Consider the following 25,658-nt stretch of genomic DNA (forward strand, 5'->3'; position numbering starts at 1 on the left):
TTACCACATTCGCGAGCAGGCTCGCTCCCACAGGACCGGTATTCAACAGGAACAACACCCATGAACCGCAATGATTTACGCCGCCTCGACATGAACCTGCTGGTGATCTTCGAGGCGCTGATGTTCGAGAAGAACCTGACCCGTGTCGCCGAAAAGCTGTTCATGGGCCAGCCGGCGGTAAGCGCTGCACTGGGACGGCTGCGGGATCTGTTTGACGATCCGCTGCTGATCCGCAACGGTCGCGGCATGGAGCCGACGCCGCGGGCCCTGGCGATCCTGCAGGAACTGCAGCCGGCCATGGACACGATCTCGGGCGCGGTCAGCCGGGCCAAGGCTTTCGATCCATCCACCAGTTGCGACGTATTCCGCATCGGTTTGTCCGACGATGCCGAATTCGGCCTGTTTCCACCCTTGCTCAGTCAACTGCGCGAAGAAGCACCCGGCATCATTGTGGTGGTGCGCCGGGCCAATTTTCTGCTGATGTCGTCGCTGCTGGCCAGTGGTGAAATCAGCGTCGGCGTGAGTTACACCACCGACCTGCCGGCCAATGCCAAGCGCAAGAAATTGCGCGACATTCCCTGCAAGGTCTTGCGCGGCGACCAGCGCCCTGGGCCGCTGACCCTGGACGAATACTGCGCGCGGCCCCATGCCATGGTTTCGTTTTCGGGCGACCTGAGCGGCAACATCGACCTGGACCTGGCCCGCATTGGTCGAACGCGCAAAGTGGTGTTGGCGGTGCCGCAGTTCAGCGGTCTGCGAGCCTTGCTGGCAGGCACCGAACTGATCGCCACCGTGCCTGACTACGCCGCCTGCGCGCTGGTGGAAGGCTGCGCGTTGCGCGCTGAGGATCCGCCGTTTCAGATCAATGCCGCCGAGTTGTCGATGGTTTGGAGCGGTGTGCATGACAACGATCCGGCCGAGCGCTGGCTGCGCTCGCGCATTGCCACCCACATGTCTCAAGCGTTGCCGGCCGCCGCCTATGCGGATCTGGATGGAGTGCAGCGATGAGCAACGTGCACGAACGTTCCCTGCAGGATCTGGGTTTGCTGTTTCTGCGCCTGAGCGGTGGGCTGTTTTTACTGTGGGTCCACGGTCTGCCCAAGCTGTTGCATTACAGCGTTGAGCTGACGCGCATCGAGGATCCGTTTCACCTGGGCGCCGCGCCCACCCTGATGCTGGCGATTTTCGCCGAAGTGCTTTGCCCCCTGTTGATCATGGCCGGGGTCCTCGTGCGTCTGGCGTGCGTGCCCATCCTGTTTCTGCTGGCCGTCGCACTTGTGGTGGTACACCCGCAGTGGACCCTGGAAGAAGGGCAGTTCGGCTGGCTGCTGCTGATTGTATTTACCAGCGTGTTGATTGCCGGGCCTGGGCGCCTGGCGATGAACACGCGTTTTGTTGGAGTGCTACGTCATGTCTGAACCTCAAACCGTTGAATCCACCAGCGGCCCTGCAAAACCCGGCTTCGACGAAATCGTCACCCTGGTGATCAAGCACCGGATCAAGTCCGGCCAGGACGCGGCTTATGAGGCCTGGTTGCGCCGCACCGTGCGGGTGGCTGGTCAGTGGCCTGGGCACTTGGGTGTGGATGTGGTGCGGGGCAAGCTGGGCGGGTTGTCGCTGTTTACCTGCGTGCTGCGTTTCTGCTCCACCGAGGCGATGCAACGCTGGCTGGATTCGCCCCAGCGCCGCGAGCTGGTGGAAGAGGCCGCGCCGCTGCTGGCTGATGGCGACCAGACCGAAGTCGCCCCCCACAAGGAGTTCTGGTTCGCCCCGCTGGCCGATGCCGCCATTCCTCCGCCACGCTGGAAACAGGCGGTGGTGACGCTGTTGGTCATCCTGCCCCACACCTTGCTGGTACCGCTGATCTGGGGGCCTGTGCTGCAACTTCACGCATTTCTTTCCAACTACGTAGTCGCCACATTCCTGATCACCCTGACCATCGTGCTGTCGGTGGTGTACGTGTGCATGCCGCTGGCCACCCGCCTGTTCGCGCCGTGGCTAGAAGCCTCTCAAACCCACGAACACCTGGAGCCCTAAGCAGCGCCGAGCTGTTGTGACAAACACTGTTGTGGCGAGGGGATTTAGCCCCGCTGGCTGCGGAGCAGCCCCCTTCTAAATGCCACCACCGATTGATTCACCTGCACATTTATCGCCAAAGGAAGTCCGATGAACGCCGATCTGATTCTATTCAATGGCCAGTTCCATACCGTCGACCGTGAGAAACCCCGCGCCAGTGCGGTCGCCATCAGCCAGGGGCGCTTCGTCGCGGTAGGGACCGACGCCGAGGCCATGGCCCTGCGCGGCAGCGGCACCCAGGTTATCGATCTCAAGGGCCGCACCGTCATTCCCGGGCTCAACGACTCGCACTTGCACCTGATCCGTGGTGGCCTGAACTACAACCTGGAACTGCGCTGGGAAGGCGTGCCGTCCCTGGCCGATGCCTTGCGCATGCTCAAGGACCAGGCCGATCGCACGCCGACGCCGCAATGGGTGCGGGTGGTGGGCGGCTGGAACGAATTCCAGTTTGCCGAAAAACGCATGCCGACTCTGGAAGAACTCAACCAGGCAGCCCCGGACACCCCGGTATTCGTCTTGCACCTGTATGACCGTGCCTTGCTCAACCGCGCGGCGCTACGAGTGGCTGGCTACACCCGCGATACGCCAAACCCGCCGGGCGGCGAGATCGTGCGCGACAGCAAGGGCGAACCCACCGGCATGCTGGTGGCGCGGCCCAACGCAATGATCCTTTACTCGACTTTGGCCAAGGGGCCGAAGCTGCCTTTGGAGTATCAGGTCAACTCCACGCGCCAGTTCATGCGTGAACTCAATCGCCTGGGCCTGACCAGCGCCATCGATGCCGGCGGCGGCTTCCAGAATTACCCGGATGATTACGCGGTGATCGAGCAACTGGCGCGCGAGCAGCAGTTGACGGTGCGCATCGCTTACAACCTGTTCACCCAGAAACCCAAGGAAGAACTCACCGACTTCAAGAACTGGACCGGCAGCGTCAAGTTGCACCAGGGCGATGACTTCCTGCGGCACAACGGCGCCGGTGAGATGTTGGTGTTTTCGGCAGCGGATTTTGAAGACTTCCTCGAACCGCGTCCGGACCTGCCACCGGGCATGGAGCAAGATCTGGAGCCGGTGGTTCGGCACCTGGTGGAGCAACGCTGGCCGTTCCGCCTGCATGCCACCTATGACGAATCCATCAGCCGCATGCTCGATGTGTTCGAGAAGGTCAACCGCGACATTCCGTTCAACGGCCTGCCGTGGTTCTTCGACCACGCCGAGACCATCACACCGAAGAACATCGAACGCGTGCGAGCGCTGGGCGGCGGTATCGCGATCCAGGACCGCATGGCCTTCCAGGGTGAATATTTCGTCGACCGCTACGGTGCCAAGGCCGCCGAGGCCACGCCACCGATCAAGCGCATGCTGGCCGAAGGCGTGCCGGTGGGGGCTGGTACCGACGCTACTCGGGTGTCGAGCTACAACCCCTGGACCTCGCTGTACTGGATGGTCAGCGGCCGCACCGTCGGTGGCCTCTCGTTGCACGAAGAAGGCCTGCCGCGCCTGACGGCGCTGGAACTGTTCACCCATGGCAGCGCCTGGTTCTCCTCGGAGCAGGGCAAGAAAGGCCAGATCAAGGTTGGCCAACTGGCGGACCTGGCGGCACTGAGCGCGGATTTCTTCAGCGTCGAGGAAGAGGCCATCAAGTGGATCGAGTCGGTGCTGACAGTGGTCGACGGCAAGGTGGTGTACGGCGCCGGCGACTTCGAAAAACTCGGCCCCGCCAGCGTGCCGGTACTCCCGGACTGGTCGCCGGTGGTCAAGGTGCCCGGCCACTGGCGTCCGACTTCACCGTTGCAGGCGCAAGTCCACCAGTGCAGCGGCCCGTGCACGGTGCACGCCCATAGCCATGAACGGGCGCGGCTGTCGAACGTTCCAGTCAGCGATTTTCAGGGCTTCTGGGGCGCGTTTGGCTGCTCCTGCTTTGCCTTCTGACTGACACACCGATTTTCTCCTGTGGGAGCGAGCTTGCTCGCGAAGGTGTCGGCAAATCCGACGTCGCCGCAAGCTGACATACCGTCATCGCGAGCAGGCTCGCTCCCACATTGTTTTTCAATACATCCATCCAAAGGAGTCATCCCATGAGCAACGTTCCTGCTTACGCTTACAATCGCCTGAACAAGGACGACGCAGTCGTTCTGCTGGTCGATCACCAGACGGGTCTGATTTCCCTGGTCCAGGACTTCTCGCCCAACGAGTTCAAGAACAACGTGCTGGCCCTGGCTGATCTGGCGAAATTCTTCGGGCTGCCAACCATCCTGACCACCAGCTTCGAACAAGGCCCTAACGGCCCGATCGTGCCAGAGCTCAAGGAAATGTTCCCGGACGCGCCGTACATCCCGCGCCCAGGCCAGATCAACGCCTGGGACAATGAAGACTTCGTCAAGGCGATCAAGGCCACCGGTCGCAAGCAACTGATCATCGCTGGCGTGGTAACCGACGTCTGCGTGGCATTCCCGACGCTGTCGGCATTGGCCGAAGGTTTCGAAGTGTTTGTCGTCACCGACGCTTCGGGTACGTTCAACGAAACCGTGCAACAGGCGGCCTGGGTGCGCATGACGGCTGCCGGCGCGCAGATGATGAACTGGTTCTCGGTGGCCTGTGAGCTGCACCGCGACTGGCGCAACGACATCGAAGGCCTGGGCAATCTGCTGTCCCAGCGTATTCCCAACTACCGCAACCTGATGAACAGCTATTCGGCGCTGACCGCCAAGTAAGCTGAGTGGTTGCTGCTGGATGACGCCCGCCTTGTGCGGGCGTTTTTGTGCATGGCATCCACTTTTAGGCAAGCTGATCGGCCGTCATCGCGAGCAGGCTCGCTCCCACATTTATTCAGGGTGACCGCAAGATCCTTGTGGGAGCAAAGCTTGCTCGCGATGACGGCTACACCTTCACCCTCTATGCAACCTGTCTCACCCTATCCACAATACCCACCAGAACATCCCGACTGTCCACCCTGGAATGACAATGAATCCCTTCGAAGAAATGCGCATTTTTGCCCAGGTCATGGAGTCGGGCAGTTTCACCGCGGCGGCGGAAAAGCTCGGGCTGTCCAAGCAGTTCGTCAGCCGCAAGCTCATGGAACTGGAGCAACGACTGGGCGTGCGTTTGCTCAATCGCTCGACACGACGGCTGGATGTGACACCGCTGGGCCAGCGCTATTACGAAGCAGCGCTGCGCCTGCTCAATGAAGTCGAACAGGTGGAGCAGGGCATCAGCGGCCAGACCAGCGAGCCTCGCGGCACCATTCGTCTTAGCGCACCACTTTCGTTCGCGGTCGCGCACCTGGGCAGCCTGTTACCGCTGTTCTTGCAGCGCCACCAAGAGGTGAGTGTCGAAGTGGATTTGAGTGATCGCTCGGTTGACCTGCTGGGGGAAGGCTACGACATCGCGCTGCGCATTGGCGTGCTGGAGGATTCGACGTTGATCGCCCGGCGTATCGCGACCATCGAGCGAGTGTACTGCGCCAGCCCCGCCTACCTGGCGCAACGCGGCACGCCCGAACGGCCCGAAGACCTACGCAATCACGATTGCCTGCCCTATGGGCATAGCCGTCAGGTGCAATGGCGGTTCGGTGGACGCAGCAAACCGCTGACCCTGGAGGTCGCCGGACGCATGCGTGCCAATAACGGCGATTTACTCAGGGACGCGGCTATCGCGGGCATGGGCATCACGTATCTGCCGACGTTCATTGTCGGAGAGGCATTGAAGGACGGTCGATTGATCAAGGTGCTCGAAGGCTTCGAGACAGAGGCCTTGGCGCTGTCGGCGGTCTATCCGCAACATCGGCAAAGTTCGCGCCCGGTGCAGGCGCTGTTGGAGTTCTTGCGAGAACAGATGCAGTGAGCTGCCCGGCTGCGTTCAGCCGTGGCAAACGGCTGAACGCATCGGCAGCGCCTGATCAAGCGGCCATGCTGGAGCTGCTCATTTCTTTTTTGTACTGCGCCTTCATGGCTTCCATCTGCTCGCCCAACGACTCCAGCGTCGCTTTGCCCAGCAGCTTTTTGGCTTGAGGGAACATCTCGGTTTCCTCTTCTTCGATATGGTGCTCAAGCAACTCTTTGACCACTTTCACCCGGCCGGCAAATTCTGGGGTGGACGGGTCGGTGTTCTTCAGGTCCGGCAGCACCAGCGAGTCGACGGTGCGGTGCTCTTCCTTGGCCTCGTAGTACATCTCGGCCTGCTCCTTGCCGCCGGCCTGCTTGTAGGCCGGATAGAGAATCTCTTCTTCCAGTCGGGTATGAATGGAGATTTCCATTTCCAGCTTCGCCAACAGGTCGGTGCGTTTCTTGATGCCCCGGCTGGTTGATTCGCTCAGCTGGGCAAGGATGGCCTTGACGCGTTCATGGTCGGCTTTCAACAGGTCGATGGCGTTCATATGTAGCTCCTGGCAATTCACGGATGCGGGCCGGCTTCAAGCGCCAACGCCGCGTTACAGGGAAATTGCATCAGTCGTGCCAGCCAATGATTTATATAAACTCGTTTTAAAACAGCAGGTTATATCAGTCTGTTTTTTGCGGGTCGTGCAGCCTGCATGAGGGCATGGAAAAATGCATTGCACTTTGCGCTGCCCCCACCGCTAGACGATCAGTTGCCGCACCCGCCCGGCGAGCGCCAAGCAGGAGGTCAGCCCTGGCGATTCGATCCCGAACAGATTGATCAGCCCCGGGACCTGATGCTCGGCGGGGCTGCTGATGAGGAAGTCCCGGGCCGGCTCGTCGGGGCCGGAAATTTTCGGGCGGATGCCGCTATAGCCCGGTTGCAGGCTTTGGTCCGGCAAGCCAGGCCAATAATTGCGAATCGCCGGGTAGAAGGCCTCGGCCCGGGCCGGGTCCACGCGGTAGTCCTCGCGCTCGAGCCACTCGGTGTCCGGGCCGAATCGGGCCTGGCCCGCCAGGTCCAGGGTCATGTGAATGCCCAAGCCGGCAGCTTCCGGAGCGGGGTAGATCAGATGTCGAAAAGGCGCGCGTCCAGTCAGGCTGAAGTAGTTGCCCTTGCACAGATAATCGCGGGGCACCGAGTGCGGCGCCAAGCCTTCGATACGGCGGGCGAGGGCGGGCGCCTGGAGGCCGGCGGCGTTGATCAGTCGGCGGCAGGACACGCTCATCTGCGCCGTACCACCCAGCTCCAGCATGAAACCTCCGGTGATGGTCCGTGCCCCCAGCAAGGGCGTGTGGAATACGATGTCGGCACCGGCCGCTTCGGCATCCCCCTGCAAGGCCAGCATCAGTGCGTGCGCGTCGACGATACCGGTGGAAGGCGAATACAGCGCGGCGACGCAGGCCAGAGCGGGCTCCAGCTTCAGCGCCTGCTGCTGATCGAGCAGACGCAGGTCGTCGACTCCGTTCTTCAATCCTCGCTCAAGCAAGGCCTTGAGCCCCTCCACCTGAAGCTGATCCTTGGCAACGATCAATTTGCCAAGCCTGTGGGTCGCGACCCCATGACTCGCGCAATACGCGTACAACTGTTGGCGACCTTCGACGCACAGTTGCGCCTTGAGGCTCCCCGGAGGGTAATAAATGCCGGCATGGATGACTTCGGAATTGCGCGAGCTGGTGCCCATGCCGATGGCTTCGCCGGCTTCGATCAACAGCACTTCGTGACCGGCCTGGGCCAGTTCCCGAGCCACGGCGAGCCCGACCACGCCCGCGCCCACCACCACGCAATCGATGTCCATGCCCAAAGCCTTTCCCTCTTGGAGTCGTATGTTCAAGCGCCTCAGGATAGCCCGAGGTAGGCGACTTCTACAGCCCAAAAAAAAATGCCCGTATCAAGCGATACGGGCATTTTTTGATGCTACAGCGTTCGGGTGATCAACCCGTCAGGCCGGCCTGCTGAACCAGGGTCAGCAACGGCTGCGGGTACACACCGAGGAAGAACGCCAGTACGGCGATAGCCAGCAGCATCACGCCGCCTGCCTTCTGTTCCCAGTGCAACTCGGCATCGTGGCGACGCAGGTTCGGTTCCATCAGGTACAGGGTGACCATGACGCGCAGGTAGTAGAACACGCCGATGGCACTGCCCAGCACCAGGGAGCCGACCAGCCACCATTGGTGAGCCTCGACGCCGGTGGCGATGATGTAGAACTTGCCGATGAAGCCGGCGGTCAGCGGGATGCCGGCCAGGGACAGCATCATCACGGTCAGCACGGCGGTCAGGTACGGACGGCGCCAGAACAGGCCGCGGTATTCGTACAGTGCGTCGGCGTCACGGCCGTTGTACGGCGAGGACATCAGGGTGATCACGCCGAACGCGCCGAGGCTGGTGATCACGTAGGTGACCAGGTACACGCCGATGGCTTCTACCGCCAGGCCCTTGCTGGCGATCAGCGCGATCAGCAGGTAACCGAAGTGGGCGATGGACGAGTAACCCAGCAGACGCTTGAGGTTGCTCTGGGTCAGCGCCAGCAGGTTACCGAACAGAATCGACGCGATGGCAATGATGGTCAGCACGTCACTCAGCACACCGCTGCTGGCCACTGGCGAGATCTGGAACAACCGCACCATCACCGCGAACACTGCGACTTTCGACGCGGTGGCCAGGAACGCCGCCACCGGTGCCGGGGCGCCTTCGTAGACGTCCGGGGTCCAGAGGTGGAAAGGCACCAGCGACAGCTTGAACGCCAGGCCGATCAGCATCATGCCCAGGCCCAGTTGCGCGATCGGGCTAGGCAGGCCGGTGGCCGCCAGGGCCTGACCGATGCCGACGAAGCTCAGGGTACCGGCTTCGGCGTAGAGCAGGGCCATGCCGAACAACAGGAACGCGGAACCGGCGGCCGACAGCACCATGTACTTGATGCCGGCTTCCAGGGAGCGTTTGTTGAAGAAGGCATAGGCCACCAGACCGTAGACCGGCACCGACAGCAGCTCCAGACCGATGAACAGGCTGGCCAGGTGCTGCGCGCTGACCAGGACCAGGCCACCGGCGGCGGCCATCAGGATCAGCAGGTACAGTTCTTCACGGTTGCCCGGGTAACCCGTACCGCCATCGCCGAGGTAGGCGTGGGCGAGGGTGACGCAGGCGAGGGTGGCGACCAGGATCAGCGCCATGTACAGGCAGGCGAAGCTGTCGATCTGCAACAGCGGGGTGACCGCCAGCGGCGCGACTTTCAGGGCCGGCAAAATCGACAGTAGGGCCAGGTTCAGCCCCGCCACCGACAGCAGGAAGGTCTGTGAGTGATTGCGCCGCCAGGCGATCGCCAGCATCACCACGATGATCGTGGCGCTGGTGATCAACAGCGGCGCAAGCGCGATAAAGTGTTGAATCGTGAATTCCATAGCGCTCTTACCGGGCCGAAGCGAGTTGAGAGAAGGCGGTGCCGAGCCACTGCTGCACGCCATGCATCGTGGCGGCAGAGGTGTCGAGGAACGGTTGCGGGTAGACGCCGAGGTAAACCAGCAGCACCGCAAGGCCGAGCACCATGATCAGTTCGCGACCGTCCATGCCGCGCAGCACTTCATCCGACTTGGTCGGGCCGAAGTAGGCGCGGTGGATCATGATCAGCGAGTAGACCGAACCGAACACCAGGCCAGAGGTGGCGATGGCGGTGATCCACGGAGCGCTGACGAACGAGCCGATCAGGATCAGGAACTCGCCGACGAAGTTACCGGTGCCCGGCAGGCCCAGGGACGCCGCGGCGAAGAACAGACTGATGGCCGGCAGGTAAGCGATGCGCGACCAGATACCGCCCATCTCACGCATGTCCCGAGTGTGCAGACGCTCGTACAACTGGCCGCTGAGGATAAACAGTGCCGCAGCCGACAGGCCGTGGGCCAGCATCTGGATCACCGCGCCTTGCAGGGCCAACTGGCTGCCGGAGTAGATCCCGATCAGCACAAAGCCCATGTGCGAAACACTGGAGAAGGCGATCAGGCGCTTGATGTCGGTCTGGGCGAACGCCAGGAACGCACCGTAGAAAATCCCGATCAGACCCAGGGTCATGGCAATCGGCGCGAACTCGGCCGAGGCATTGGGGAACAGCGGCAGGGCGAAGCGCAGCAGGCCGTAGGCGGCGGTCTTGAGCAGGATACCGGCCAGGTCCACGGAACCGGCGGTCGGTGCCTGGGCGTGGGCGTCCGGCAGCCAGGAGTGGAACGGCACCACCGGCAGCTTCACCGCGAAAGCGATGAAGAAGCCCAGCATCAGCACATACTCGGTGGTGCGCGACATCTGCACTTTCAACAGGTCGGCGTAGTTGAAGGTAATCACGCCGGTGTTGTTGAAGTTGACCAGCACCAGGCCAAGGATCGCCACCAGCATGATCAAGCCGGAAGCCTGGGTGAAGATGAAGAACTTGGTTGCCGCGTAGATCCGGGTTTTCTTGCCGTCCGAAGAACTGTGACCCCAGAGCGCGATGAGGAAGTACATCGGCACCAGCATCATTTCCCAGAAGAAGAAGAACATGAACAGGTCCAGCGCCAGGAACACGCCGACGACACCGCCCAGGATCCACATCAGGTTCAGGTGGAAGAAACCGACGTGACGCTGGATCTCTTTCCAGGAGCACAGGACCGAGAGGATACCCAGCAGGCCGGTCAGCAGGATCATCAGCAGCGACAGGCCGTCGAGGGCCAGGTGCACGCTGATACCGAAGCGTTCGATCCAGATGTGCTTGAACTCAAGCGCCCAGGTTGGATCGGCGCCAGGGGCCGGAGCAAATGAATAGTCGCCGGTCGCCCAGAGCCAGAGGCCGAGTGCGAGTTCCAGGGACATGGTCAGCAGCGCAATCCAGCGCGGGAGGGTGGAGCTTGAACGCTCCGCCATCCAGCACAGCAGGCCGCCGATGAAGGGGATCAGGATTAGCCAGGGCAGAATCATGACGGGCTCGTTTCCTTTCGCAAGTTCGCAAGGTTCATATCAGACCGCTACCAGCACGATGGCGCCGATAACCAGCACGGCGCCAGCCGCCATGGAAGCCGCATACCAACGCAGTTGACCGGTCTCGGTACGGCTCAGGGCAGTGTGGCCGCCCTTGGCCATGCGCGGGATCAGGCCAATGGTCTGGTCGAGCGGGTCTTTGCGCAGAATGTGGCTGATCGCAAGGTATGGCTTGACGAACAGTTTGTCGTAGATCCAGTCGAAGCCCCAGGCAGCGAACCACCAGGCCGAAAGGAATCGCCCGATGCCGCTGTTGGCGATCGCCGTGACGAAGCGACGCTTGCCCAGGAACAGCAGGGCGGCCAGCAGGATACCGGCCAGGGCAATGGCGCCCGAAGCGATTTCCAGGCTGTGCTTGGCGTCGCCGCCGGCATGGCCGACGCTTTGCGGCAGTACATCGGCCAGCGGTGGCGTGATCATTGCGCCGACGAAGGTCGACAGCACGATCAGCACCGACAGTGGCAGCCAGTGGGCAATGCCGTGGCCAGCGTGGGCTTCGGTCTTGGCTTCACCGTGGAACGCGATGAAGATCAGGCGGAAGGTGTACAGCGAGGTCATGAACGCACCCACCAGGCCGGCATAGAGCAGACCCTGGTTACCGCTGGCGAACGCTTCCCAGAGGATCTCGTCCTTGGAGTAGAAACCGGCGGTGACCAGTGGCAGGGCCGCCAGGGCCGCGCCGCCGACGATGAAGCTGGCGTAGGCCAGTGGCAGTTTCTTCCACAGGCCGCCCATCTTGAAGATGTTCTGCTCGTGGTGGCAGGCAACGATCACCGCACCGGAAGCAAGGAACAGCAGCGCCTTGAAGAAGGCGTGGGTCATCAGGTGGAAGATCGCGCCTTCCCAGGCGCCGACGCCCAGGGCCAGGAACATGTAGCCGATCTGGCTCATGGTCGAGTAGGCGAGGATACGCTTGATGTCGGTCTGGACCAGGGCTGCGAAACCGGCCAGCACCAATGTCACGCCGCCGACGATGCCGACCAGGTGCAGGATGTCTGGCGCCAGGGCGAACAGGCCGTGGGTACGGGCGATCAGGTAGACACCGGCGGTCACCATGGTTGCGGCGTGGATCAGTGCCGAAACCGGGGTAGGGCCAGCCATCGCATCCGCCAGCCAGGTCTGCAACGGCAGTTGCGCGGATTTACCGACAGCGCCGCCCAGCAGCATCAGGGTCGCCAGGACGATCCAGAAGTCGCCGGCCTGGAAGTGCTGCGGAGCACGTACCAGCAGCTCCTGGATGTTCAGGGTGCCCAGTTGCTGGAACAGGATGAACAGGCCGATGGCCATGAACACGTCGCCGATCCGGGTCACGATGAACGCCTTGAGCGCCGCGTTACCGTTGTTGCGGTTGCTGTAGTAGAAACCGATCAACAGGTACGAGCACAGGCCCACGCCTTCCCAGCCGAAGTACAGGAACAGCAGGTTATCGCCGAGCACCAGGAACAGCATGCTGGCGATGAACAGGTTGGTGTAGGCGAAGAAGCGCGAGTAACCGACTTCGCCGCGCATGTACCAGGAGGCGAACAGGTGGATCAGGAAACCCACGCCGACCACCACGCCCAGCATGGTCACCGACAGGCCATCCAGGTACAGGGCGAAGTTCGGCGTGAAGCCTTCCACCGCCATCCACTGCCACAGCACCTGCACGTACGCGCCACCTTCAGGCGGGGCGACGTTGAACTGCCAGATCACGTAGGCCGTGACGATGGCAGACAGGCCGATGGACCCCACGCCAACCAGCGCCGAAAGGTTTTCCGACCAGCGTCCACGAGAGAACGACAGCAGCAGGAAACCGATGAGGGGAAATACGAAAGTCAGAAAGAGTAGGTTCATCCGCGCATCTCGCTGGCAGCGTCGATATCGAGAGTGTGGAAGCGGCGATACAGCTGCAACAGAATCGCCAGGCCGATACTGGCCTCAGCGGCTGCCAGGCTGATCACCAGGATGAACATGACTTGTCCATCCGGCTGCGCCCAGCGAGCGCCCGCGACGATGAAGGCCAGGGCGGAGGCATTCATCATGACCTCCAGGCTCATCAGCACGAACAGAATGTTGCGGCGGACCATCAGGCCGACCAGACCGAGGCAGAACAGGATGCCGGCAACCGCCAGACCATGCTCGAGAGGGATAGCAGGCATGTGATTACTCCTTCGCCTCGTTACGGCCCAAATGGAACGCCGTGACGGCTGCGGCAAGCAGCAGCATCGAGGCGAGTTCGACCACCAGCAGGTACGGACCGAACAGGCTGATGCCCACGGCCTTGGCGTCTACGGTGGTGTGGCCGATGGCCTGGCCGCTCTGGTGAGCGAACAGTACATACAGCAGTTCACCCAGCAGCAGCGCGGCGAGAATCACCGGCCCCGCCCAGATGCCCGGCTTGAGCCAGGAACGTTCTTGCTGCACCGAGGCCGGGCCCAGGTTCAGCATCATCACCACGAACACGAACAGCACCATGATGGCGCCGGCGTAGGCGATCACTTCCAGCGCACCGGCAAACGGCGCACCGAGGCTGAAGAAGGTCATGGCCACGGCGATCAGCGAGATGATCAGGTAGAGCAGGGCGTGCACAGGGTTGGTGTTGGTGACCACTCGAAGCGTGGAGACCACCGCGATACCCGATGCGAAATAGAAAGCGAATTCCATCTTTCTTCCTTAAGGCAGCAAGCTCTTCACGTTGATCGGTTCGGCTTCATTTTGCGCGGCGCCTTTTGGCTTACCGGCAATGGCCATACCTGCAACACGATAGAAGTTGTAATCAGGGTTTTTACCGGGACCGGAAATCAGCAGATCTTCTTTCTCGTACACCAGGTCCTGACGTTTGAACTCGGCCATTTCGAAATCCGGCGTGAGCTGGATCGCGGTGGTCGGGCACGCTTCCTCGCAGAGGCCGCAGAAAATGCAGCGCGAGAAGTTGATACGGAAGAAGTCCGGGTACCAGCGACCGTCTTCGGTTTCGGCTTTCTGCAACGAGATGCAGCCCACCGGGCACGCCACGGCGCACAGGTTGCAGGCCACGCAGCGTTCTTCGCCGTCGGGGTCGCGGGTCAGGACGATGCGGCCGCGATAACGCGGCGGCAGGTAGACCGCTTCTTCAGGGTATTGCAGGGTGTCGCGCTTGCGAAAGCCATGGCCGAAGATCATGACCAGGCTTCGCAGTTGGGTACCGGTACCCTTAACGATGTCGCCAATATATTTGAACATGGGTCAAATCCTCACTGAACCGCGGCCGCAGGCGTGTTCATCAACACGATCGCAGCGGTCACCAGCAAATTGATCAGGGTCAGCGGCAGGCAGAATTTCCAGCTGAAGTCCATCACCTGGTCGTAGCGCGGGCGCGGGATCGAGGCGCGCAGCAGGACGAACAGCATGATGAAGAACGCGGTCTTCAGGGCGAACCAGACGAAGGACAGTTGCGGCAGGATGCCGAACGGACCGTGCCAGCCACCGAAGAACAACGTCACCAGCAGCGCCGAGATCAGGATGATGCCGATGTATTCACCGACGAAAAACATGCCCCATTTCATGCCGGCATATTCGATGTGATAACCGTCGGCCAATTCCTGTTCCGCTTCCGGTTGGTCGAAGGGGTGACGGTGAGTCACGGCCACGCCGGCCACGAAGAAGGTACAGAAACCGAAGAACTGCGGAATGATGAACCACAGGTTCTGGGCCTGGTACTCGACGATGTCGCGCATGTTGAACGAGCCGGCCTGGACCACCACGCCCATGAGCGCCAGGCCCATGAACACTTCGTAGGACACGGTCTGGGCCGAGGCCCGCAGGCTGCCCAGCAGGGCGAACTTGTTGTTGCTCGACCAGCCGGCGAACAGCACCGCGTACACCGACAGACCCGCCATGGCGAAGAAGAACAGCAGGCCGATGTTCAGGTCCGCCACGCCCCAGGTCGGGGTGATCGGGATGATCGCGAAGGCGATCAGCAAGGCGCTCATGGCCACGACCGGTGCCAGGGTGAAAATCACCTTGTCGGCAAACGGCGGCGTCCAGTCTTCCTTGAAGAACATCTTGATCATGTCGGCGGCGATCTGGAACATGCCGAACGGGCCGACGCGGTTCGGACCGTAGCGGTCCTGCCACCAGCCCAGCAGGCGACGTTCGACGAAACTCAGCAGCGCACCGCAGACCACCACGGCCAGCAGAATCACGATGGCCTTGAGAACCGTCAGGATCACGTCGATCACTTCAGGGGTAAACCAGCTCATTGCGCTGCCTCCTGCAGACCGTCGACGGTTTTGCCGAATATCGCCGGTGGAATACCCGCCAGGCCAGCCGGCAGGGCCACCAGGCCGGCGCCCAGTTCTTCATTGATGCGCAGCGGCAGACGCAAGGTCTGGCCCGCGACGTTCAGGCTCAGCAGGGCACCGTCGTTGACGCCCAGGCGATCGGCTTCGGACTTGGCCAGCGACACGTAGGCGGCCGGGATGCGTTCCTGGACCGGAGCGGCTTTGGAAGAGTTCTCTTCACTGCCGAACAGGTGATGGAACGGTACGACCTGCCAGGTGCCCGGTGCCGGGTTGAAGGCGCGCGGCACGCTGGCGAACCAGCTCAGGCCATCGCCCTGGCTTTCGATCAGGCGAGTGCCCGGGTCACCGGCACGCAGGTGACCGCCGACTTCGTCCTGGAACTTGTTCCAGGCTTGCGGTGAGTTCCAGCCCGGCGACCAGGCGAACGGCACTTGCGAGCGCGGTTCGGCGGAGCCCGAGTAACCTTCCATGGAGAACGAGAACGCAGTGTCGTTGTCCTGGGAGGTCCGTGGTTCGTGGACGCTGATGTCGGCGCGCATCGCGGTGCGACCGGAGTAGCGCAGCGGTTCGCGGGCCAGCTTCAGGCCCTTGATGCGGAACGCGGCCGACGGCGCGGCATCGACGATGCGAGCCAGTTGCGGGCTGCTCGAAGCGACTGCGGCGGTGACATGGTCCAGTTGCGTCCAGTCGATCGGCTGGTTCAGCAAGGTGGCGCGCAGGGCATGCAGCCAGCGCCAGCCTTCATGGACCAGGATGCTGGCGTCCAGGTAAGTCGGGTCGAACACCTGGAAGAAGCGCTGGGCGCGACCTTCCTGGCTGACCAGCGTACCGTCGCCTTCAGCGAAGCTCGCCGCCGGCAGCACCAGGTGGGCGCGGTCGGTGGTGGCGGTTTTCTGGTGGTCGGCAACGATCAGCACTTTCGTGGCATTCAGGGCAGCGTCCACCCGGGCCTTGTCGGTGCGGGTGTACAGGTCGTTTTCCAGCACCACGATGGCGTCGGCGCTGCCGTCGATCACCGCTTGCAGGGCCGCGTCCAGCGACTCGCCACCGAGCATGGTCAGGCCGAGGCTGTTGGCTTCCGGCACGATCAGGCTGATGGAACCGTTCTTCTCGCGCAGCTTCAGCGCCTTGGCGATATTGGCGGCGGCTTCGATCAGCGCCTTGGAACCCAACGAGGTGCCGGCGATGATCAGTGGGCGTTTGGCCGCGAGCAGGGCGTCGGCGATACGCTGGGCCAGGGCGACCGCTTCGCTGTCCAGACCTTCGACGGCCGGGGCACTGGCGTCCAGGGCGTGGGCCACGGCAAAACCGATGCGCGCCAGGTCATCCGGTGCTGCGTGGACGCATTCTTCGGCGACGTCGTCGAGCTTGGTTTCAGCCAGGCTGGCAATGAACAGCGGGTTCAGCGCGTGCTGGCCGATGTTCTTAACGGCGGCATCGAGCCATGGCTGCACGCGCATGGCGTCAGCCATGTCTTCAGCCTTGCCCTTGACCGACTGGCGCAGGGCCAGGGCCATGCGCGCGGCGGTCTGGGTCAGGTCTTCACCCAGGACGAACACCGCATCGTGGTCTTCGATGTCACGCATCGTCGGCACGGGCAGCGGGCTGTCCTTGAGCACTTGCAGGACCAGGCGGATGCGTTCCAGCTCACCGGCTTCGATGCCACTGTAGAAGTGCTCGGCGCCGACCAGTTCACGCAGGGCGTAGTTGCTTTCCAGGCTGGCCCGTGGCGAACCGATACCGACGATGTTGCGCCCGCGCAGCAGTTCGGCGGCCTTGTCCAGCGCTTCGTCCAGGCTCAGCTTGGCGCCGTTGGCGAGCAATGGCTGGCGCGGACGATCCTTGCGGTTGACGTAGCCATAGCCGAAACGGCCACGGTCGCACAGGAAGTACTGGTTCACCGAACCGTTGAAGCGGTTCTCGATGCGACGCAGTTCGCCGTAGCGTTCGCCCGGGGAGATGTTGCAACCGCTGGAGCAGCCATGGCAGATGCTCGGGCGAGAACTGCATGTCCCACTTGCGGTTGTAGCGCTCGGAGTGAGTCTTGTCGGTGAACACACCGGTCGGGCAGACCTCGGTGAGGTTGCCGGAGAACTCGCTTTCCAGGGTGCCGTCTTCAACGCGACCGAAGTACACGTTGTCGTGGGGCGCCGAACACGCCCAGGTCGGTGCCGCCGGCGTAGTCCTTGTAGAAACGCACGCAGCGGTAGCAGGCGATGCAGCGGTTCATCTCGTGGGAGATGAACGGGCCCAGTTGCTGGTTCTGGTGGGTGCGCTTGGTGAAGCGATAACGGCGCTCGTTGTGGCCGGTCATCACCGTCATGTCTTGCAGGTGGCAGTGGCCGCCTTCCTCACAGACCGGGCAGTCGTGAGGGTGGTTGGTCATCAGCCATTCGACGACGCTGGCGCGAAACACTTTCGCTTCTTCGTCGTCGATGGAGATCCAGCTGCCGTCGGTGGCGGGGGTCATGCAGGACATGACGATCCGACCACGCTTGTCGTTTTCGTCGGTGTACTGCTTGACCGCGCATTGGCGACAGGCGCCTACGCTGCCAAGGGCGGGGTGCCAGCAGAAATAAGGGATGTCGAGGCCCAAGGACAGACATGCCTGTAACAGGTTGTCTGCGCCATCGACTTCGAGCTCTTTGCCGTCTACGTGGATAGTGGCCATGGTTCAAAGTTCTTCGTTGGCCCGGTGTCAGCGGGCGTGGCTAATGGAATCTTGTTATTCGTCCGAATCCAAACAGCCTTTCAAAGGCGTCATCGGACGAAAGGCGAAGGGCACGAACCCTTCGCCTTTTAAAGCGTCGTTACGCGCCGACCATGGTCGGCGTGACCACCTGATTGAGATCGCCTGCGCGCGTTGGCGCGATGCCGGCCTCGAATTCAGAGCGGAAGTATTTGATCGCGCTGCCCAACGGCTCCACGGCACCCGGTGCATGAGCACAGAAGGTCTTGCCCGGGCCGAGGAAACCCACCAGACCCAGCAGGGTCTCGATGTCGCCGGCCTGGCCTTCGCCGTTTTCAATGGCGCGCAGCAGCTTGACGCTCCACGGCAGACCATCGCGGCACGGTGTGCAGAAACCGCACGATTCACGGGAGAAGAATTCTTCCATGTTGCGCAGCAGGGAAACCATGTTGACGCTGTCGTCCACCGCCATGGCCAGACCGGTACCCATACGGGTGCCGACTTTGGCGATGCCGCCGGCGTACATTTGTGCGTCCAGGTGTTCCGGCAACAGGAAGCCGGTGCCGGCGCCGCCGGGCTGCCAGCACTTGAGCTTGTAACCGTCGCGCATGCCGCCGGCGTAGTCTTCAAACAGCTCGCGGCCGGTGACGCCGAATGGCAGTTCCCACAGGCCAGGGTTCTTGACCTTGCCGGAGAAGCCCATGAGCTTGGTGCCCATGTCTTCGCTGCCGTCGCGGGCCAGGGATTTGTACCAGTCCACGCCGTCGGCAATGATCGCCGGCACGTTGCACAGGGTCTCGACGTTGTTCACGCAGGTCGGCTTGCCCCACACGCCGACGGCAGCAGGGAAGGGCGGCTTGGAACGCGGGTTGGCGCGGCGGCCTTCCAGGGAGTTGATCAGTGCGGTTTCTTCACCGCAGATGTAGCGCCCGGCACCGGTGTGGACGAACAGCTCGAAATCAAAGCCCGAACCCAGGATGTTCTTGCCCAAGAGGCCAGCGGCCTTGGCTTCTTCCACGGCACGGTTCAGGTGCTTGGCGGCGGTGGTGTATTCGCCGCGCAGGAAGATGTAGCCACGGTAGGTTTTCAACGCACGGGCACTGATCAGCATGCCTTCGATCAGCAGATGGGGCAGTTGCTCCATCAGCATGCGGTCTTTCCAGGTGTTGGGCTCCATTTCATCCGCGTTGCACAGCAGGTAGCGGATGTTGATGGACTCGTCCTTGGGCATCAGGCCCCACTTCACGCCAGTGGGGAAGCCGGCACCGCCGCGACCCTTGAGGCCGGAGTCTTTGACGGTCTGGACGATGTCGTCCTGGGCCATGTCGGTGAATGCCTTGCGCGCGGCGGCGTAGCCATTCTTGGCCTGGTATTCGTCCAGCCACACCGCTTCGCCGTCGTCACGCAGACGCCAGGTCAGGGGATGGGTTTCGGCCGAACGCTGGATGCGGTTGGCGGGCCCGAAGGAAGTCAGGGTCATACGTAGCCCTCCAGCAGTTTGGCGACGCCGTCAGGCTGGACGTCACCGAAGGTGTCGTCGTCGATCATCAGCGCCGGGGCCTTGTCGCAGTTGCCCAGGCAGCACACCGGCAGCAGGGTGAAGCGCCCGTCTGCGGTGGTCTGGCCCAGGCCGATGCCCAGCTTGTTCTGGATCTCGCCGACCACGGACTCGTGGCCGCCGATGTAGCAGACCATGCTGTCGCAGACGCGAATGATGTGGCGACCCACTGGCTGGCGGAAGATCTGGCTATAGAAGGTGGCAACACCTTCGACGTCGCTGGCCGGGATGCCGAGGATCTCGCCGATGGCGTAGAGCGCGCCGTCAGGCACCCAGCCACGCTCCTTCTGAACGATCTTCAGGGCTTCGATCGACGCCGCGCGCGGGTCTTCGTAGTGATGCAGCTCGTGCTCGATGGCCGAGCGCTCGGTTTCGCTGAGGGCGAAACGGTCTGTCTGGATAAGCGTGCTATTCATGCTTAGCGGTCCACGTCGGCCATAACGAAATCGATACTACCCAGGTACGCAATCATATCCGCGACCATGCTGCCTTTGATCACCGAAGGGATCTGCTGCAGGTGTGGGAAGCTTGGGGTGCGAATCCGGGTGCGGTAGCTCATGGTGCCGCCGTCGCTCGTCAGGTAATAACTGTTGATGCCCTTGGTCGCTTCGATCATCTGGAAGGACTCGTTGGCCGGCATGACCGGGCCCCACGAAACCTGCAGGAAGTGCGTGATCAGGGTCTCGATGTGTTGCAGCGTGCGCTCTTTGGGCGGCGGCGTGGTCAGCGGGTGATCCGCCTTGTACGGGCCTTCCGGCATGTTGCGCATGCACTGGTCGATGATCTTGATGCTCTGGCGCATCTCCTCGACGCGAACCATGCAGCGGTCATAGGCATCACCATTGACTGCCAGCGGTACTTCGAATTCGAAGTTTTCATAGCCGGAGTAAGGACGCGCCTTGCGCAGGTCGAAGTCGCAACCGGTGGAACGCAGGCCCGCACCGGTGACACCCCATTCCAGGGCCTCTTTGGTGTTGTAGGCGGCGACCCCGATGGTACGGCCCTTGAGGATGCTGTTCTGCAAGGCGGCCTTGGTGTATTCGTCCAGGCGCTTGGGCATCCATTCGACGAAATCCTTGACCAGCTTTTCCCAGCCCCGCGGCAGGTCGTGGGCAACCCCACCGATGCGGTACCAGGCCGGGTGCAGGCGGAAACCGGTGATGGCTTCGATCACCGTGTAGGCCTTCTGGCGGTCGGTGAAGGTGAAGAACACCGGGGTCATGGCGCCAACGTCCTGGATGTAGGTACCCAGGAACAGCAGGTGGCTGGTGATCCGGAAGAACTCGGCCATCATGATGCGGATGACGTCGACCTTTTCCGGCACCTTGATCCCGGCCAGTTTCTCGACCGAAAGCACGTACGGCAGGTTGTTCATCACGCCGCCGAGGTAATCGATGCGGTCGGTGTAGGGAATGTAGCTGTGCCAGGACTGGCGCTCGCCCATTTTCTCGGCGCCACGGTGGTGGTAGCCGATGTCCGGGACGCAGTCGACGATCTCTTCGCCGTCCAGCTGCAGGATGATGCGGAATGCACCGTGGGCCGAAGGGTGGTTCGGGCCCAGGTTGAGGAACATGTAGTCCTCGTTCGCCCCGGAGCGTTTCATGCCCCAGTCTTCCGGCTTGAAGCGCGCGGCTTCTTCCTCGAGCTGTTGCTTGGCCAGGGACAGGCTGAACGGATCGAACTCGGTGGCGCGGGCCGGGAAGTCCTTGCGCAGCGGGTGACCTTCCCAGGTCGGCGGCATCATGATGCGCGTCAGGTGCGGGTGGCCGGGGAAATCGATCCCGAACATGTCCCACACTTCACGTTCGTACCAGTTGGCGTTCGGCCAGATACCGGTCACGGTCGGCACGCTGAGGTCGCTCTCGGACAAGGCGACCTTGATCATCACGTCACTATTACGTTCGATCGACATCAGGTGATAGAACACGGTGAAATCGACGCCGTCGGGCAGCCCTTGACGCTTGGTGCGCAGACGCTCGTCCACGCCATGCAAGTCATAGAGCATGACGTACGGCTTGGGCAGGTTGCGCAGGAAAGTCAGGACTTCGACGAGTTTGGCGCGGGCAACCCAAAGCACCGGCATGCCGGTGCGGGTCGGCTGGGCGGTGAACGCCTCGGGGCCAAAACGGTTGTTCAGTTCGACGACCACATCCTGGTCGTCTGCCTTGTAAGGCGGGATGTACAGAGCACTGCCTGTAGTCATGGTTATTTATCGCTTTCGGTCAACGTAAAGAATGAAGCCAGGTTCTCGTTTCTTATGCAGAGCAGAGCTGGATCAGACTTCGTCGGGGCTGCGCAGGTTGGTGACTGCGATACGCTGTTCGCGACGCTGTTCCTTTTGCGATGGCATCTCGGCGCGATAGACGCCTTGATCACCAACGACCCAGGACAGTGGGCGACGCTCCTGGCCAATCGACTCCTGCAACAGCATCAAGCCTTGCAGGAAAGCTTCAGGGCGAGGCGGGCAGCCAGGCACGTAGACGTCCACGGGCAGGAACTTGTCCACCCCTTGAACGACGGAATAGATGTCGTACATGCCACCGGAGTTGGCGCACGAACCCATGGAGATAACCCACTTCGGTTCGAGCATTTGCTCGTAGAGACGCTGGATGATCGGCGCCATCTTGATGAAGCAGGTCCCGGCAATAACCATGAAATCCGCCTGGCGCGGCGATGCCCGGATCACCTCGGCGCCAAAGCGCGCGATGTCGTGGGGCGCCGTGAAGGCGGTGGTCATTTCCACGTAGCAGCACGAAAGGCCGAAGTTGTACGGCCACAGGGAGTTCTTGCGACCCCAGTTGACCGTGCTGTTCAGCACGTCTTCGAGCTTGCCCATGAAGATGTTTTTGTGGACTTGATCTTCTAACGGATCGGAAACGGTTTCCCGCTCGCCAATCGGATACTGCTCGTTAGGAGCATCGGGGTCGATCCTGGTGAGATTGTATTGCATTGCCAAAGCCTCATTGTTTCAGCTTCGCTTGCCGCTTACGACGACCTTCCGGAGCCCAATCAAGAGCCCCCACCCGCCAAAGGTAGACAAGACCTGCCAACAGAATTGCTATGAAAACGAGAGCTTCGACGAATCCGGTCCAGCCGCTTTCGCGGACGGACACAGACCATGCAAAGAGAAAGAGGGCTTCGATATCGAAGATCACGAAGAGCATCGCGACCAGATAGAATTTGGCTGAGAGCCGCAAGCGGGCGCCACCGGTAGGCAGCATGCCGGACTCGAACGGTTCATTTTTGCTGCGGCCCCAGGCTTTTGACCCGAGCAGGCTCGACACGCCGAGCATGAAGGCACACAGGCCGACAACGCCCAGAAGGAAAATGGCAAAGCCCCAGTTGTGGGCCATGAGTCCTGTCGCTTCGGGCATGCTGGAAATCCTTAACAGAGAGCAAAGGTCTCTGAGCTTGAAAAGAAATAACGCAGTGACGATATGTCGCAGCAATCAATCGCGGTGATTTTATGGCTAAACACCGGGCAAGTAAAATTCCTATAGCGAAATTATTTATTGGAATAAGCACATAGCGTACCTCCAGGACCCTGCGGCCCCGGCCCCGTGGGCGTTGGCCGGCTGTTGATCAATAATATTTCGTGCGGAATGCAACAATGATAATGGCTTTCAAATGATAATTATTATTATCTGTGGCGGCCTTTCTGCTACGCACTTAGTGTTGTGTCCGAGGGGCAGCCTTACATTGCCGCTACTGCAATTGTCAGCGTCGGACGTTTTACTCCTTTTCGGACTGCCCAATACTGCGTTCGATCAATTTTTCTAACCGTGCGCCGCAGTTTTTTTGGGGGGGCGGGCTCGGTGAAGGTTGGATCTGCATGGGGACTGCTCCTGTGGGAGCCAAGCTTGCTCGCGATGCCGGCAACGCTGTCCCGAGGCAGACTGCGCAATCGTTCATTACGGGCAAGCTTGGCACCCACAGATGCAGGCTAGCTCCTACAGAGTAGATTGCTTGAAAAAAAACGGCTCAAAAAAGCCGTGGGCGTCCGATCAATGTCGCTCAGCTAACCCCGCGCAAATCCTATGGCCAGGGAATTTCGTGTTTAAGTGACCACCGTCGTGCGAGCAAAAAAACGGCACGAGGTTGGGTTTAAGGTCTTGAAGAGGTGATATCAAATGGCTATCTTTATGCTTCATTCATCTAATCATCTATATCAATGCTGGTTAGATTTTCGGCCCCTTCTTAGATAGCCGCGTCAGTTTTCATCGTTCGTGGCTGATACCAAAGGAAAGTCATGAACTCTTGGATCGCGAATATGAGCGTTATGCTCAAGCTGGCTTTGGGCTTTGCTGTTGTGCTGCTTCTGACCGCTATTCTCGCCGCGACCGGCTGGTTCAGCCTGGGGAAAATGATCGAGCGCACGGATCGAATGACCAGCATTACCGAACTGGGTAACCGCCTTGATCACCTGCGCAGAGCTCGCTTGCAGTACCAGTTGGACCGGGGTGATGAACAAAAGGGTGCATTGATCCAGGCGTCGCTGGAGCAGTTTGTCGCCCAGCAGAAAAGCCTCGCAAAAGAACTGAGAAAACCGGAAAACCTGAAGAAACTTGCTCTGATCGAGCAGGCCAGCACGCAGTATCAAGTGGCACTCAATACGATGCGCGAGGCTTATCGCAATGACGCAGCCATGCGCAAGGAAATGGGCGTCAATGCGGTCAAGGGCGCCGCGCTGATTGCCAGGGTCATCGCTGACGTGGAAGCACTGCCCGCCTCGGATGAGCGCCGCTTTGACCTTTACAAGCTCATTCTCAAGGCCAAAGAGGACGTGGCGCTGGTGCGTTATGAAGTGCGTGGCTATACCGGCAACCCCAACAGCGCCACCGAACAAGCCGCCACCCGCCAGCTCGAAAATGCGTTCAAGAGCATCGAAGCGCTCAACAGCGCTTTCGGCCCAACCTATGCCGACACCATCAAGCAGTTGGAAACCGCGCTGATTGCTTACCGTCGTTCGGTACAGGACTTCACGGCCAGTAATCAGGCCATAGGCATGGCTGTGCAGGACACCACCGATTTGGGTGAAACCATCACCCGTCTGTCTGACGAAATGTATGCCAGCCAACTGGCGTCCCGTGACGAAGACAGCGCCCAGGCTCGCATTCTGCAGCTGAGCTGTACGGCCTTGGCGATGTTGTTGGGGATTTTCGCCGCCCTGATCATCACCCGCCAGATTACACGGCCGTTGCAAGACACATTGGCTGTGGTCGATCGCATTGCGGCAGGCGACCTCACGCAACACATGATCGTGACTCGTCGTGATGAGCTGGGTGTCTTGCAGCAGGGTATTCAGCGTATGGGCAGCACCTTGCGCGACCTGATCGGTGGCATCCGCGATGGTGTCACCCAAATCGCCAGTGCCGCCGAAGAGCTATCGGCTGTTACTGAGCAGACCAGTGCCGGGGTCAATAGTCAGAAGATCGAGACCGATCAGGTGGCGACCGCCATGCACGAAATGTCGGTTACCGTGCATGAAGTCGCGCGTAATGCCGAACAGGCTCGCGCAGCCGCTTCAGAGGCCGATGCACAAGCCCGTATTGGCGACCAGGTGGTCGCGCAAGCCATCGTTCAGATCGAGCGCTTGGCCAGCGAGGTCGGGCGCTCAGTCGACGCCATGAACGAGCTGGAGCAAGAAAGCGGTCGCATCGGCAAGATCATGGACGTGATCAGGGCGGTGGCTGAGCAGACCAACTTGCTGGCCCTTAACGCCGCCATTGAGGCCGCTCGCGCGGGTGACGCCGGGCGCGGTTTTGCCGTGGTCGCCGACGAAGTACGTGGGCTGGCCCAGCGTACCCAGCATTCCACCGAAGAGATCGAGAGCCTGGTGGCGGGCTTGCAGAGCGGCACGCGTCAGGTATCGAGCATTATGCAGAGCAGCCGCGAACTGACCGACAGCAGCGTGGAATTGGCATGCAAGGCCGGCACATCCCTGGGCAACATCACCCAGGCGGTTTCTGGCATTCAGGCCATGAACCAACAGATTGCTGCCGCCGCGGTGCAACAAAGCTCGGTGGCCGAGGAAATCAGTCGCAGTGTCCTGAACGTGCGCGATGTATCCGAACAGACCGCCTCAGCCAGCGAAGAAACCGCAGCCTCCAGCATCGAATTGGCGCGCCTGGGTAACCAGTTGCAGCAGTTGGTCAGTCACTTCAAGGTGTGAAAGGGGGGGAGGCTGGCGGCCATGCTCCAA

21 protein-coding genes and 2 pseudogenes are annotated in these 25,658 nt (G+C 61.3%); 8 read left to right on the forward strand and 15 right to left on the reverse strand.

Features of this window, described 5'->3' with window-relative positions; translation table 11 throughout:
- Positions 1-60: 60 nt before the first annotated feature.
- From PSH91_RS10120 to PSH91_RS10145, 6 genes are all read left to right on the forward strand, one after another.
- The gene (locus PSH91_RS10120; RefSeq protein WP_173407113.1) at positions 61-1,008 is read left to right on the forward strand and encodes a LysR family transcriptional regulator; all 948 of its coding nucleotides are present in this window, start codon (positions 61-63) and stop codon (positions 1,006-1,008) included.
- Positions 1,005-1,418 (forward strand): DoxX family protein, encoded by a 414-nt coding sequence (locus tag PSH91_RS10125; protein WP_139050656.1) that lies wholly within the window; start codon positions 1,005-1,007, stop codon positions 1,416-1,418. The genes PSH91_RS10120 and PSH91_RS10125 overlap by 4 nt, the downstream gene beginning before the upstream one ends.
- The gene (locus PSH91_RS10130) at positions 1,411-2,037 is read left to right on the forward strand and encodes an antibiotic biosynthesis monooxygenase (protein ID WP_047229367.1); all 627 of its coding nucleotides are present in this window, start codon (positions 1,411-1,413) and stop codon (positions 2,035-2,037) included. Before PSH91_RS10125 ends, PSH91_RS10130 begins: the two co-directional genes overlap by 8 nt.
- A gap of 129 nt (positions 2,038-2,166) precedes the next feature.
- On the forward strand, positions 2,167-4,005 hold the full coding sequence (locus tag PSH91_RS10135; RefSeq protein ID WP_047229368.1) for an amidohydrolase: 1,839 nt from the start codon (positions 2,167-2,169) through the stop codon (positions 4,003-4,005).
- A 146-nt stretch (positions 4,006-4,151) separates the two neighbouring features.
- The gene (ycaC, locus tag PSH91_RS10140) at positions 4,152-4,787 is read left to right on the forward strand and encodes an isochorismate family cysteine hydrolase YcaC (protein WP_281459371.1); all 636 of its coding nucleotides are present in this window, start codon (positions 4,152-4,154) and stop codon (positions 4,785-4,787) included.
- 250 nt (positions 4,788-5,037) lie between these two features.
- Positions 5,038-5,916, forward strand: coding sequence for a LysR family transcriptional regulator (locus PSH91_RS10145; RefSeq protein WP_274091162.1), 879 nt, complete (start codon positions 5,038-5,040; stop codon positions 5,914-5,916).
- Positions 5,917-5,971: 55 nt separating this feature from the next.
- On the opposite strand, the gene PSH91_RS10150 is transcribed toward PSH91_RS10145, so the two are convergent.
- The 15 genes and pseudogenes from PSH91_RS10150 to PSH91_RS10220 form a co-directional block, all read right to left on the reverse strand.
- A complete protein-coding gene (locus PSH91_RS10150; protein ID WP_160892945.1) occupies positions 5,972-6,448 on the reverse strand; it encodes a hemerythrin domain-containing protein in 477 nt (158 codons plus the stop codon).
- Positions 6,449-6,649: 201 nt separating this feature from the next.
- Positions 6,650-7,753, reverse strand: a complete 1,104-nt coding sequence (locus PSH91_RS10155) for an NAD(P)/FAD-dependent oxidoreductase (RefSeq protein WP_305468096.1) — start codon at positions 7,751-7,753, stop codon at positions 6,650-6,652.
- A gap of 130 nt (positions 7,754-7,883) precedes the next feature.
- Positions 7,884-9,347: an NADH-quinone oxidoreductase subunit NuoN gene (gene nuoN / locus PSH91_RS10160; RefSeq protein ID WP_047227742.1), complete on the reverse strand. Its 1,464-nt coding sequence runs from the start codon at positions 9,345-9,347 to the stop codon at positions 7,884-7,886.
- Positions 9,348-9,354: 7 nt separating this feature from the next.
- A complete protein-coding gene (gene nuoM, locus PSH91_RS10165; RefSeq protein ID WP_047227741.1) occupies positions 9,355-10,887 on the reverse strand; it encodes an NADH-quinone oxidoreductase subunit M in 1,533 nt (510 codons plus the stop codon).
- A gap of 39 nt (positions 10,888-10,926) precedes the next feature.
- Positions 10,927-12,780: an NADH-quinone oxidoreductase subunit L gene (gene nuoL / locus PSH91_RS10170; RefSeq protein WP_305468099.1), complete on the reverse strand. Its 1,854-nt coding sequence runs from the start codon at positions 12,778-12,780 to the stop codon at positions 10,927-10,929.
- Positions 12,777-13,085 carry an NADH-quinone oxidoreductase subunit NuoK gene (gene nuoK, locus PSH91_RS10175; RefSeq protein ID WP_044463936.1) on the reverse strand — a complete coding sequence of 103 codons (309 nt, stop codon included), beginning with the start codon at positions 13,083-13,085 and terminating at the stop codon, positions 12,777-12,779. The genes nuoL and nuoK overlap by 4 nt, the downstream gene beginning before the upstream one ends.
- 4 nt (positions 13,086-13,089) lie before the next feature.
- The gene (nuoJ, locus tag PSH91_RS10180) at positions 13,090-13,590 is read right to left on the reverse strand and encodes an NADH-quinone oxidoreductase subunit J (protein WP_047227739.1); all 501 of its coding nucleotides are present in this window, start codon (positions 13,588-13,590) and stop codon (positions 13,090-13,092) included.
- 9 nt (positions 13,591-13,599) lie between these two features.
- A complete protein-coding gene (gene nuoI / locus PSH91_RS10185) occupies positions 13,600-14,148 on the reverse strand; it encodes an NADH-quinone oxidoreductase subunit NuoI (protein ID WP_047227738.1) in 549 nt (182 codons plus the stop codon).
- An 11-nt stretch (positions 14,149-14,159) separates the two neighbouring features.
- Positions 14,160-15,167, reverse strand: a complete 1,008-nt coding sequence (nuoH, locus tag PSH91_RS10190; protein WP_047227737.1) for an NADH-quinone oxidoreductase subunit NuoH — start codon at positions 15,165-15,167, stop codon at positions 14,160-14,162.
- Positions 15,164-17,880 (reverse strand): annotated as a pseudogene (gene nuoG, locus PSH91_RS10195) (NADH-quinone oxidoreductase subunit NuoG). Before nuoG ends, nuoH begins: the two are co-directional and overlap by 4 nt.
- A 139-nt stretch (positions 17,881-18,019) precedes the next feature.
- Positions 18,020-19,378 (reverse strand): NADH-quinone oxidoreductase subunit NuoF, encoded by a 1,359-nt coding sequence (gene nuoF, locus PSH91_RS10200; protein WP_076385483.1) that lies wholly within the window; start codon positions 19,376-19,378, stop codon positions 18,020-18,022.
- Entirely contained in the window at positions 19,375-19,872 is a 498-nt protein-coding gene (nuoE, locus tag PSH91_RS10205) for an NADH-quinone oxidoreductase subunit NuoE (protein WP_003203372.1), read from the reverse strand. Before nuoE ends, nuoF begins: the two co-directional genes overlap by 4 nt.
- Positions 19,873-19,874: 2 nt before the next feature.
- Entirely contained in the window at positions 19,875-21,659 is a 1,785-nt protein-coding gene (gene nuoC / locus PSH91_RS10210) for an NADH-quinone oxidoreductase subunit C/D (RefSeq protein WP_047227734.1), read from the reverse strand.
- 72 nt (positions 21,660-21,731) lie between these two features.
- Positions 21,732-22,406, reverse strand: coding sequence for an NADH-quinone oxidoreductase subunit B family protein (locus PSH91_RS10215; protein ID WP_024779314.1), 675 nt, complete (start codon positions 22,404-22,406; stop codon positions 21,732-21,734).
- A gap of 10 nt (positions 22,407-22,416) precedes the next feature.
- Entirely contained in the window at positions 22,417-22,830 is a 414-nt protein-coding gene (locus tag PSH91_RS10220; protein WP_011062185.1) for an NADH-quinone oxidoreductase subunit A, read from the reverse strand.
- 1,010 nt (positions 22,831-23,840) lie between these two features.
- Here PSH91_RS10220 and PSH91_RS26715 point away from each other — a divergent pair.
- Positions 23,841-24,725: pseudogene (locus PSH91_RS26715) on the forward strand (methyl-accepting chemotaxis protein); the annotation flags it as partial.
- A gap of 198 nt (positions 24,726-24,923) precedes the next feature.
- Complete coding sequence (locus tag PSH91_RS26720) at positions 24,924-25,628, forward strand: methyl-accepting chemotaxis protein (protein ID WP_370695190.1); 705 nt, start codon at positions 24,924-24,926, stop codon at positions 25,626-25,628.
- The last annotated feature ends 30 nt before the right edge of the window (positions 25,629-25,658 follow it).

The sequence above is a fragment of the Pseudomonas sp. FP1154 genome (assembly GCF_030687245.1).
Lineage (GTDB): Bacteria > Pseudomonadota > Gammaproteobacteria > Pseudomonadales > Pseudomonadaceae > Aquipseudomonas > Aquipseudomonas rhizophila.